Raw genomic sequence first — 11,784 nt, 5'->3', positions numbered from 1 at the left:
CATATCCGCGCAAATCCGGGAGACCGGAACGGTCACTTGAAAGAGTTTGGACCCTGCAGACTGAAAGGCGGCTCTTCAACCTTCCAGCAAGCGTAACAGGTTCTGACGCATTTCGCTGATGCGTCCGAGGATCGCAACACTTGATTTGGTCAGAAGTTGGTTGGAGGCAAAGTCGGTCAATTCGGCTGCGACATCGAGATCAAGCAGGCTTGATCTGGCTTCTTCGACGTTCTGCAATGTCGCGGCCAGGTTGGTGCTGGCAACATCCAGTCGGTTCTGGTTGGTGCCAATATTGGTCCGGGCCCGTTGAAGATCATCAATCGCACGGGTGACGGTTTCAAGTGCTTCGCGTGCCTTCATGGTCGAGGCAATCGCCTTGCTGCCCAGATCATCAAGACTTGTTTCCGTGCCATTCTTCCCGCTGCCAAGGGCAGAGCCATCAACAGCAGTCATGAAGATCGATACCTGATCGGCGGCAGTCGCCCCGCTGCCAACTTGCAGATAAACCCGATCAGAAAGTTTGTTGCCCTGATCTTCGAGCACCGAGAAAACCGGCGAAGAGCCAAAGATCTGCGCGCTGGTTGACCCATTGGCCCCCGAACCGTCAGACCCTTGGGCAAGGGCGTTGGAGATCGTGCTGCCGATATTGAAGTTCAGATCAACCTTCACCCCGACATTGTCGAAGTCGAGCTTGACCTGATCACCAATACCAAGTGCTTTGCTGCCGCCCGTGGCATAGTCGGTGATGTCGATAACCTGGCTTCGATCCGTCGCGCTGCCATCAATTTCGGCGATGGCACTTAACATGATCCGGTCGCCGGATTTGACCACATCGAACCGCAAGTGGGTGTCAGAAAGGCCGTCTTCGCCTTCATCGCCAGCCCAATAATTGTCATTGGTAATGGCGACATTGGCAAAGCCGTTGGCATGCGAAAGGGCGCTGGCAGAACCACCACCCTCAAGGTCTGAATAGTCTAGCGACACATCGCTGCCATCGCCCAACAACTGAACGCCGTTGAAGTTGGTCGAAGATGCGATGCGATTGATTTCATCGCGTAAATCGATGAATTCGTCATTGAGAAAACCGCGTTCGGTATCGGACAGGTTTTCCGATGCAGCCTGAACGGTCAGGGTCTTCATGCGCACCAGAATGTTATCGATGGTGGCCATGCCGCCATCAGCAATCTGAAGCATGGAATTGCCGTGACCGACATTGACAATTCCCGAAGTGATGGAGGAGGCCGTTGAATCCAGCCGCACCCCGATCGCCATCGAAGTTGCATCATCGCGTGCAGAAACCACACGCTGTCCTGATGACAGTTTCAGAAGCGATCTGTTGGTCGCTTCTTCGGCGCGTACCAAATTGCGATGAGCAAGATTGGCCGCGTGATTGGATAGAATATTTAACGCCATGTCGCAGTTCCTACCTGAACAAGCAAAACAAAAGGTGGCGGCGATTTTTGGACCTCTACATGAGATCAACTGCGCAAGATGTTAATTAGGTAAATCTGAAATGGCAATAGCTAATATTAGGGTTATCTCAATCATAAATAATTGAAATATATAAATAAAATAGTCTCCTACCCCAAAGAGGGGGGCTTGGCGAAAATCCCAAATCTGGCCTTCTTGCGACTCACGCCGGCAAAAAAGAAGGCCTTGCGCGGAGACACAAGGCCTTTGGGAACGAAACAGTTACGGCACACGGGGCTTCGTGCAACAGGTGGCCCCGGTGCCGGGAAGATGATCACGACCGGTGGCAAAGCGCGGAAAGCCAGACCGGCCCGATCAGGGTTTGTTTGGGAAGTGCGTTTTTGATGCGCAATGCAACGTCGTGCAGGGAAAGCACGCCTATCGTTTCAAGCCACAGTGCGCAGACGCACGACATTGCCGACCCGAAAACGGGGTGCTGGCAACGCAGGGCCGCAGATGCAGCGCATGTAAAATCGATATTCAGAGCCATGTCAAAGTTCCTACCTGAACAAGCAAGGCGTTGATTGCACGTTACGGCTCTCTCTACATGAGAGAACGTATATTAGATTTATATATAGTGTGATGAATTTTGCAAGCCATTCATTTTGTCGGAGAGCAAATATTAGGGCGTCTCGAGGGGAATTGAACAACACCTTAAAGGGGAATGATTGTTTTGTTCACATTCTAAAAGAGATTAATTCCATTCGGTCGGTGTGACGTGGGCTATTTACCCTGGAGTTTTGGATGTTTGTCCACTGGTAGCTTCGGCGAAATGAACTTAAATTTTCGCATTTACGAAATATCGTTTATTGAATTTGGGTGTATTAACTAGGTATTATAGCTACCTAAGATTGATGCTGGTTTGGCGTGATTTTAATGAGTGGGGATGAGGCGACATGCTGGTTACTCCAGAACAACTGCTGGACGATTATAACAAGTTGGCGGATAGACAGGCAAACGAGGCCGAGACCCGTTTGAAGCTAATTGATAAAATCGTGTTCGATGTTTTGGGGTGGACTCACGATGATGTCGAAGTTGAAGAGAGGGTTTCTGAAGATAAAACTACGCAGTTTGCAGATTATACAATTAGAACTGTTAGTACTTCACTTCTGATTGAGGCTAAGCGTGTAGGGGTCGCTAGCTTCGATGTTCCTAAGAAAAGGCGGGAGTTGCTTGGGCGTAAGATGGTCTCTGGTGAGGTGGGGGATGCGATAAAACAAGCGAGAGATTATGCTAGAAAGCTTTCAATTCCATTTGCAGTAGTAACAAATGGAAGTCAATGGGTGGTGTTTCCGGCGACAAGAACAGATGCTGTTTCCTTCGAAAAAAGTTCAGCAATTATTTTTCCTGATATCGAGTCAGTGCTTAATAACGATTTTTCAGAGTTTTATGATTTACTCTCTCGCGATGCAGTTATAAGCGGATCTTTAGAAAATGATCTTCTGGGCCAGAAGGAAGATCAGATTATTGGGCGTAGGCTTAATCTATACTTCAAAAATAGTTTTTCGAAGATCTCAAGGAGCAGTCTATTCCCTTTAATCGAGGACGAAGTTGTTACCGCGTTCTCTGAAGATTTGGTAAGCTCTGATGTTGATTTATTCAGTAAATGCTATGTTGATACACCGGATAGGCTAAAGTTCGATAGTCGCATTGGCATGCATCTGACTAGGCGGGATAATCCGGCCAAATCAAGTCCAATGAAAGTAATGACGGCTAGCGGTAAATCGAGCTTTTCAGATGCTATATCGCGAGCATCTGATAACGTTCGACCGCTCGCATTGTTGGTGCTTGGGCAGGTGGGAGCCGGTAAGACGACTTTTATAAATCATGTTCGGCTAGTTCGTGAACGAGAGCGTTTTGAGCCGAGAAAAGATGCTCCTTATCCTCATTGGATATATGTCGATTGCAGAAAGCTATCTCGATATGAGGACGCATTAGAGTTTTTTGTTTCTGTAATGTTCGATTACATTGCTCAAGATGAGTTTCTTTCTAGTTACGAAAGATGCGTCAAGCATGCATACAAATCGGATATTGATTCGCTTCTTGCTGGGCCATTAAAAATTATTTCTGATGATGAGCCTTTGCAAAGAGTGAAGATATCGGAGTTCTTGTCCGAGGAATATAAGAATAAAAAGTCATATGTCGAAAATATTTTAAAATATGCGGCAAAAAATTGTGCTGTTTTTCTTGTTGTTGATAATGTTGATCAGTTTGAAGACCAGTCTGTACAAGAGAGTATATTTTCAGATGCTATCGCGATAGCGCAGCGTCTAAACTTAAGTTTAGTTCTTGCTATGAGAGATGCAACATATGTTGCAAATAAAGCACGACCAATATTTGACGCCTTTGATTTTGATCCAATTCAAGTTGATGCTCCCGATGTAAAGATGGTTCTTTCCCGTAGGTTTAATGTCGCCCGCGAGTTGCTTCGAGGGAAAAAGTCAGAATTTGTTGCTGAAAACGGAGCTAAGATAGAGCTTGATGATACGAGTATAGTCATTGATTTGGTCTCTCAATCTGTGTTGGACACTGAGATTGGAAATGCAATTTCAGTTTTATCGACTGGCGATATTCGACTTTGTTTGCGTATGACGAGAGAGTTCCTTCGTAACGGTTACAGCGCTACCGGTAAGGCGATGAGGATATTCAAAGAAACAGGACGTTATCGCTTGCCTCCCCATGAAGCGATGAGAGCAATTATGCTCGGGAATCAGTCAGTTTATGATGAAAAGTATAGTCCTGTAGCCAATCCATTTGATGCCAATTTGTCTATGACTAGCGCGCAGTTTCTGCGCTTGTTTGTGTTGAGTGCTTTAGTGAATGCTCAGTCAACCAAGAATGGTAGTAGCTTTACGGGCGAAGAAATAAGGTTGGTTCTGGAGCATTTGGGGTTTGGCCCGGAAGTGACACTTAGGATTCTTCGAGGGATGTGTGAGGCTAGATATATTTTCACAACTTCTCATGGTCAGGCGTCGTTTGAGTCATCATTCGTGCCATCCCGGTTGGGTGGATATGTTTTAAGAGGTTTAATCCCAGAAATGGTGTTCCTTGAAAACGTTATGGTAGACACCTTTATAGACGACGATAATGTCTGGAATACGCTCTACAAGTTGACTGAGGAAATTTATGACGAGCGCGCCATTACTCATAGAATGACCCTTCGTAAGGAGAGAGTAGAGGTTTTCTATTCGTTCTTGGAGAAAAGATATCTTGGGCTTCAGGAGGATGCGGCTCGTCGTTCATTGTCTCGCGAGTGGTTGGGAAATCCTTTGGCAGAAGCTAGGCCACAACTTGAGCGAAACCTTGAAAGAGCTATGGGCTCTGCTGAGAGGATTTATGGCCCAAAGCAAGCTTAGATCACTGTCGTTACAAAAGAAAAACCGGCCCGATTAGGGCCGGTTTTAATTTGTGCGGACGAAATGTTTGGAAAATCAGCCGTTGGTGCCGTAGCGCGGGGTGTTGCGCTGGGCATTGCTGCCTGCTTCGGCGTAGGCTTGGCTTGCCTGTGCGGTCTGGCTGACCTGCGATTGCAGGACCTGTTCATCGCGTTCCGGCGTTGCAGCCTCGGCTGCTTCCTCTGACGCGTCGCTATTGTAAAGCTCGGTCAGGCGCTGCTCGATCGACTTGAGGCCTTCATTCAGGCGTTCCTCGGTTTCCGAGATATTGCCATTGATTTCGTCATTGAGCGCACCCAGCCCGTCAAGGACAGCGCGGGCGTCTTCAAGACCGGCCTGAATGCCTTCGCTGGCTTGATCGAAGATCTCGCGGGCTTCGGCCTCGGTGCTTGCGTTTGAGGCGATCAGATCGCCAACACGCGCAAGGATGCGATCAGCAACCGCTTCGGGGGTGTAATCGGTCGGATTGACACCCTGGATCGAAAGGCCGGTCGATTGCAGGCTTTCATTGATTGCGGCAACGATATTGTCGGCCGACAGGCGGGTGGCTGACTCCGAAGACAGCGAAACAGACGTCGCAGCTGCAAAGGCAGACGTGCCATTATTGCCGGTTTTTTCAGAATCGCTCTGTCCCGGCAAATAGGATTGTGCCGAACGCGCAGATGCGCCGGATTGTTGGGATGACAGACCACCAATGGTGATATCCATATTCGTCCTCCCTGGACGGAGAGCTTTGAGAGCCGTGCTGACAACCAGCACTTTTCCAAGCAATTCCACGCCTCGATTTCTCGTACGGTTGCTTGCTTGGCAGAATTCAAAGTTCAATATGGCATGGAAAGGCGTAAAAATCCAGTCCTGATGTGCAAGTCCGGGTTGATGGGTGGGCAGGGCGGCCATGCGCTTTGGGCTTTGGATCGGGATGTTGGCGATTGGTGGTGAAAGTTTGTCGAAAACGACGGGTTTTCGCCAGAAATCTCGTTATCTGATGTTGCACAGCGATCAAAGCGCGCTTATGAACACAGCCTAAGAATTTTTTTGACCCCGATGCGGATTGGCTGGCGCGCCGAATGGCAGCACCAAAAGCCGACGATCGGGTTTGACAGGCAGGAGTTGATTGAGCGTGGCGAACTATCAGGAAAGTGCGCGGGAATTTGAAAAGCGCTGGCAGGCATATTGGCGTGAAAACGATACCTATCGTACGCCAAATCCCGGCGATGCCGATTTCGACGCGAGCAAGAAGAAAAGCGTCATCCTGGACATGTTCCCCTATCCAAGCGGGGTCGGCCTGCATATCGGACATCCGCTGGGCTATATCGCGACGGATGTAAAGGCACGCTTCGAGCGCATGCGCGGCCATAACGTTCTGCATTCCATGGGCTTTGATGCCTTTGGCCTACCGGCAGAACAGTTTGCCATCCAGACCGGTCAGCATCCGCGCATCACGACCGAAGCCAATATCGAAAACATGCTGCGTCAGCTTCAGGTCATCGGCCTTGGCCATGACCCGCATCGTCGTTTCGCCACGACCGATATCGACTATTACAAATGGACGCAGTGGATCTTCCTGCAGCTGTTTAACAGCTTCTATGACCCGACTGTCGAATGGAAAGGCCCGCAGGGGCAGGTGATTGCTGGCCGTGCGCGCCCGATTGCCGAGCTGCGCCCGTTGCTTGAAAGTGGCGAATGGCTTCTTGACGAAGACGGCGTGCCGCAGCCGAAATCGGTGATTGGCGAAGGTACCAAGGCCGAGGGCAAGGAGATCGACCGCGCGATTGATCGCGGGCGTCTGGCCTATGTCGATGAGGTTCCGGTCAACTGGTGCCCGATGCTGGGCACGGTTCTGTCGAACGAGGAAGTCACCAACGAAGGCAAGTCCGAACGTGGTGATTACCCGGTTTACAAACGTCCGCTGAAACAGTGGATGTTGCGCATTACCGATTATGCCGATCGTCTGGTGGCCGACCTTGAAGGTCTTGATTGGCCAAATGGCGTGGTCGAGATGCAGAAGGGCTGGATTGGCCGTTCTGTTGGTGCGCGCGTGAACTTCCCGGTCAAGACCGTTGATGGTGCGGATGAAAAGATCGCGGTTTATACCACCCGTCCGGATACGATTTTTGGCGCGACCTATATGGTTCTGGCCCCTGAGCATCCTTTGGTTGATAAGCTTTGCGCAGCCGACAAGAAATCCGACGTTGCAGCCTATCGCGCGCAGGCGTCCGAGCTTAAGGCCGTTTCGGCCAAGGACGATGCCGAACGTGAAAAGACCGGCGTATTTATTGGTGCGCATGCGACCAACCCGGTGACCGGTGAAGAAATCCCGGTCTGGATTGCCGACTATGTCCTGATGGGCTATGGCACCGGTGCGATCATGGCGGTTCCGGCCAGCGATCAGCGCGACTTTGAATTTGCTCATAAATTCGATCTGCCGATCAAGGCAACCACCAAGCCGTCAGACGCTTGGCTTAAGGAAAATGCCCCGGCGGACGTGGCCGATGCCGACGCAGCGACCCTTCTGGCGCGCTATGAGGCGGAGCCGGGTGCGTTCAAGCTGGCGCAGACCGAAGTTGGCGAGACGATCAATTCCGCCAATGATGAAGTTTCGATCAACGGGCTTTCGACCCCGGATGCCAAGGCCAAGATCATCGAATGGATGGAAGGCAAGGGCATTGGCCGCGGTCGCGTGCAGTACAAGCTGCGTGACTGGCTGTTCTCGCGTCAGCGTTATTGGGGTGAGCCGTTCCCGGTTCTGTTCGACGCCGAAACCGATCAGGTTCACGGCATTGCCGAGGCGGCCCTGCCGGTCGTTCTGCCGGAAATGACCGATTTCAAACCGAAATCGAACGAAGACCCGAATTCCGAGCCGGAGCCGCCGTTGGCGCGTGCCAAGGACTGGATGGAAGTCACCGGTATTGTCCTTTCTGATGGTTCGGTTCTGCCGGTGGATGCGGCGGTTGGCAGCAAACACACCCATGAGGGTGCGGAATATGAAGTGCGCGCGTTCAAGCGTGATGCCAACTCCATGCCGAACTGGGCGGGGTCTTGCTGGTATTATCTGCGCTATTTTGATGCCAAGAATGATGCGAAATTTGCATCAGATGATGCGGCGGCCTATTGGGCGAACAGCACGGACAAGGATGGCAATGCGCTTCCGGGTGCGGTTGACCTTTATGTCGGTGGGGCGGAGCATGCGGTGCTTCACCTGCTGTATTCGCGTTTCTGGCACAAGGTCCTGTTTGATCTGGGATATGTCGCAACGCCGGAACCGTTCCAGAAGCTGTTTAACCAGGGCATGATTACGGCTGATGCCTATACCGATGCGCGCGGTGTTTATGTCGATATCCATGACGTCGAAATGCGCGATGTCGATGGCAAAAAAGTACCGTTCAACGCCAAGACCGATGAGCAGCTGATCACGGTTCCCGGCAAGATGGGCAAGCGTTATAAAAACGGTATCCCGCCTGAGGAAATCTGCGATCAGTACACCATCGATACGTTCAGAACGTATGAGATGTATATGGGGCCGCTTGATAGCTCCAAACCGTGGCAGTCTGATGCGATTGTCGGCATGATGCGGTTCCTGTCCAACGTCTGGAAAGTTACGACCCAGATGGAGCGGACCGATCACGTCGATGGCAAGATCGAAACGCTTCTGCACAAGACGATTGCCAAGGTGACCGGTGATATTGCCGATCTGCGCCTTAATACCGCGATTGCGGCCTTGATCGAGCTCACCAATGCGCTGACCAAGCAAAACGCCGTGCATGATGATCATGCCAAGGCACTCGCCCTGATGGTGGCTCCGTTTGCCCCGCATCTGGGCGAGGAGCTGATGAGCCGGATGGCGGCGGACGAGTTCGGTGCCAAGAAATCGGTGATCAAGTTCGATTGGCCGGCATTCGATGCCGAAAAGGCCAAGGATGACGAATTTGAAGTCCCGGTTCAGGTCAATGGCAAAAAGCGTGGCTCCGTCATGGTTGCAGCCGATGCCGATCAGGCAACGGTCGAGGCGCTTGCCAAGGCCGACGAAAACGTTGCCCGGCATATTGAAGGCAAGGAAATCGTCAAGGTGATCTATGTCGCCAAGCCGACGCCGAAACTGGTCAATATCGTTGTGAAGGGCTAGGCCCTCGCGACGAAATCCGATCTAGGGGAAGGGCATGTTGCTTTGGCAGCGTGCCCTTTTTGTTTGAGTGGGTTAGTCGTCTGTGAATGCGGCAGTGGGATTGCAATCTTCGATGATGGCTGATTTTGGCAATTCGCGCTCGATAATCATCTGATCGGGAAGCAGGCTCTCGCGGCCATAAAGCTTGCCCAAAGTACCGTCGCACAGCATCTCGTAGATGGACTTGTTAAAGGCTTTGCGGTTTTCAATACCATCAAGGTCCGCCTTGAACAAGGTCAGGACATTTTCAGTCGTGACCGGATCGTCGGTGACCGAGATGGCATTTTCCAGACCAAGGATGTTTCTGACATAGTGGCCGGAAAAGCGTTCGATGATCGCTGCATCCAGACGATCATTGGCGATCATGCGCAGAAGGAAGGTGTCGCTTGGTACACGTTCAAGGCTGAGTTCCTTACGATCCAGGATATAGGCCGGGTACTGATACGCCGACAGGCCGACGCGTGTTCCGTCAAGATCGGACAGCTTGTCGACGTTGCCCAATCCAAAGACTGTCGTGCGATAAAAAATCAGGTTTTCCCGGCGGTAAAACGGAACAGAGGCCAGCGATACCGGGATTTCCGCAAGCGACGGATACGCGCCCAGAGCATCATATTCGCCATTGTTGAAATCCTGCATGGCCCGCTTTACCGGCAGAATATCGATCGACACTTCCTTGCCGGACCGAGTGGCAATTTCATCAAACATCTCGATAAAGATGCCATGGTCAGACGTTTCAGCCATCAGCGGAATATAGGGAAATACCACACGCATCGGTGACGTTGATTGCGCGGCCAGAACATGACTGTTGAAGAGAAGAATGCAGGCAAGGGCCAGCGAAAATAGGCGCATATCAAAGAAGTCGCGTGTTGCGGGGCAGGAGGCAAAACTAGACCATGATATGGATGCCGATACAAGGGTGGTGTTTTGTGGTGGTTTGGACAGAGCGCGCTGGCTCCCCTGAAAAAAGTGTCGTGAACCGAATTCACTGTGACCTAAGCAATTGACGGGGCATGGTGGGCTGGCTACAAATCGGCAACCAAGGTATTTGCAAGGTTTTATCGATGAGTCACGGGCGCAAGATTTCAGTTATTGGTTTGGGGTATGTCGGTCTGCCGGTCGCGGTGGCGTTTGGCACCTCAAATGGCCGAACCGTAGCGTTTGATATCAATCAGGCGCGCATTGCCCAGCTCAAGGCAGGACATGACGCGACGGGCGAGGTTGATGACCACGAACTAGCCGCAGCCGACCTTCTGCTCAGCGCTGACCCCAAGGACTTGGCGCAAGCCGATTTCCATATCGTGACCGTTCCGACCCCGATTGACAGCTCGAACCGTCCGGATCTGTCTCCATTGCGTTCTGCTTCGAAAACCGTTGGCGCTATCCTGAAAAAGGGCGACATCGTTGTTTATGAAAGCACGGTCTATCCTGGTGCAACCGAAGAAGAATGCGTGCCGATTCTCGAGGAACTGTCTGGCCTGAAAGCCGGAAGTGATTTCACGGTCGGCTATTCGCCGGAACGCATTAACCCAGGTGATCGCGAACATCGCTTTACCACTATCACCAAGGTCGTTTCCGGTCAGGACCCGGCAACACTTGATATTGTGGCCGACGTCTATGGTAGCGTTGTCACAGCTGGTATTCACAAGGCGCCGACCATCAAGGCGGCCGAGGCAGCCAAGGTCATCGAAAACACCCAGCGTGATTTGAACATTGCGCTGATGAACGAGCTGTCGCTGATCTTTGATCGCGCTGGCATTGATACCCGCGACGTGCTTGAAGCTGCGGGTACAAAGTGGAACTTCCTGAAATTCACGCCGGGTCTGGTTGGCGGGCACTGTATTGGTGTCGACCCCTATTACCTGACGCATAAATCCGAAGAACTTGGCTATTACCCGCAGGTGGTTCTGGCTGGTCGTCGAGTGAATGACGGGATGGGTGATGTAGTCGCCAACAAGGTCATTCGTGCGTTGCTGCGCAAAAGTGCAACCAAAAATCCGACTGTTACCGTGCTTGGTCTGACCTTTAAGGAAGACGTGCCTGACACCCGCAATACACGCGTGATTGATATCGTCCGTTCACTTGAAGAAGCCGGTGTGAACGTCCAGGTCCACGATGTTCATGCCGACAAGGAAGAAGTCGAGCATGAATTTGATGGTCTGAAGCTTTGCTCGGACAGCTGCCTCGAACCCGCAGACGCATTGGTTCTGGCCGTGTCGCACAAGGAATATGTTGCCAAGGGCTGGCCGCTGATCAGCGGCCTGCTTAAGGATGGCAAGGGCTTTGTTGCCGATGTACGGGCTGTTCTGCCGCGTGATGCGGTGCCGACCGGTATCGATCTCTGGCGTCTATAAGCGACCCGATCTATTCGTCCTGATAAAGATTAAGCTCGCGCTGCAGTTTCTTCGTCAAACCCTTGGCGACAATGCGGTGCGAGCTTTTTAGATGGTCCATAAGGTCCTCGTCACTGAGCCCCGGCGCATCATAGTGCTGTATCCACTTCATGCCGCGTGACGCCAGATACGGGGCAGGGCGAAGACCCGGCATTTCTTTCAGGACCTCATAACCGATCTCGGATGTCTTGAATGTGATGCCAAGTGTCTCATTTGTGGTCCAGCCGCCAATCGCAAACACCTTGCCGCCGACCTTCCAAACATCAGCACCGCTCCACTGCACGACATGCGTGGTGTGCGGCAGTGATTTGCAAAAGGCGTTAAATGCGTCCCGATCCATCTGGCTGATCCCGTCATTAAACATTGA

At 51.6% G+C, this 11,784-nt stretch carries 7 protein-coding genes; 3 read left to right on the top strand and 4 right to left on the bottom strand.

The features are described from left to right. Positions 1–75: 75 nt before the first annotated feature. Entirely contained in the window at positions 76–1,413 is a 1,338-nt protein-coding gene (locus tag UF64_RS15325; RefSeq protein ID WP_044829468.1) for a flagellin, read from the bottom strand. 953 nt (positions 1,414–2,366) lie between these two features. On the opposite strand from UF64_RS15325, the gene UF64_RS15315 reads away from it, so the two are divergent. After that, positions 2,367–4,826, top strand: a complete 2,460-nt coding sequence (locus tag UF64_RS15315) for an ATP-binding protein (protein WP_044829466.1) — start codon at positions 2,367–2,369, stop codon at positions 4,824–4,826. A 75-nt stretch (positions 4,827–4,901) separates the two neighbouring features. Here UF64_RS15315 and UF64_RS15310 read toward each other — a convergent pair whose 3' ends face one another. Further along, complete coding sequence (locus UF64_RS15310; RefSeq protein ID WP_044829465.1) at positions 4,902–5,573, bottom strand: DUF5610 domain-containing protein; 672 nt, start codon at positions 5,571–5,573, stop codon at positions 4,902–4,904. Positions 5,574–5,985: 412 nt separating this feature from the next. Here UF64_RS15310 and UF64_RS15305 point away from each other — a divergent pair, with 412 nt between their 5' ends. After that, entirely contained in the window at positions 5,986–8,988 is a 3,003-nt protein-coding gene (locus UF64_RS15305) for a leucine--tRNA ligase (RefSeq protein WP_044829464.1), read from the top strand. Between the two features lie 72 nt (positions 8,989–9,060). Here the strand turns inward: UF64_RS15305 and UF64_RS15300 are convergent, their stop codons facing one another. Next, positions 9,061–9,876 (bottom strand): ABC transporter substrate-binding protein, encoded by an 816-nt coding sequence (locus tag UF64_RS15300; RefSeq protein ID WP_044829463.1) that lies wholly within the window; start codon positions 9,874–9,876, stop codon positions 9,061–9,063. Between the two features lie 212 nt (positions 9,877–10,088). Here UF64_RS15300 and UF64_RS15295 point away from each other — a divergent pair, with 212 nt between their 5' ends. Beyond that, positions 10,089–11,378 (top strand): nucleotide sugar dehydrogenase, encoded by a 1,290-nt coding sequence (locus UF64_RS15295; RefSeq protein WP_044829462.1) that lies wholly within the window; start codon positions 10,089–10,091, stop codon positions 11,376–11,378. A gap of 10 nt (positions 11,379–11,388) precedes the next feature. Here UF64_RS15295 and UF64_RS15290 read toward each other — a convergent pair whose 3' ends face one another. Then, positions 11,389–11,781, bottom strand: a complete 393-nt coding sequence (locus tag UF64_RS15290; RefSeq protein WP_235285094.1) for an MmcQ/YjbR family DNA-binding protein — start codon at positions 11,779–11,781, stop codon at positions 11,389–11,391. Positions 11,782–11,784: the final 3 nt, after the last annotated feature.

The sequence above is a fragment of the Thalassospira sp. HJ genome, from assembly GCF_000948415.1.
Lineage (GTDB): Bacteria > Pseudomonadota > Alphaproteobacteria > Rhodospirillales > Thalassospiraceae > Thalassospira.
This window is presented reverse-complemented; position numbering and strand designations above follow the sequence as displayed.

Bases quoted from the DNA above. Each gene is read 5' to 3' on its own strand.
- UF64_RS15325 (WP_044829468.1), bottom strand. From the start codon at position 1,413: ATGGCGTTAAATATTCTATCCAATCACGCGGCCAATCTTGCTCATCGC.
- UF64_RS15315 (WP_044829466.1), top strand. From the start codon at position 2,367: ATGCTGGTTACTCCAGAACAACTGCTGGACGATTATAACAAGTTGGCG.
- UF64_RS15310 (WP_044829465.1), bottom strand. From the start codon at position 5,573: ATGGATATCACCATTGGTGGTCTGTCATCCCAACAATCCGGCGCATCT.
- UF64_RS15300 (WP_044829463.1), bottom strand. From the start codon at position 9,876: ATGCGCCTATTTTCGCTGGCCCTTGCCTGCATTCTTCTCTTCAACAGT.
- UF64_RS15295 (WP_044829462.1), top strand. From the start codon at position 10,089: ATGAGTCACGGGCGCAAGATTTCAGTTATTGGTTTGGGGTATGTCGGT.
- UF64_RS15290 (WP_235285094.1), bottom strand. From the start codon at position 11,781: ATGTTTAATGACGGGATCAGCCAGATGGATCGGGACGCATTTAACGCC.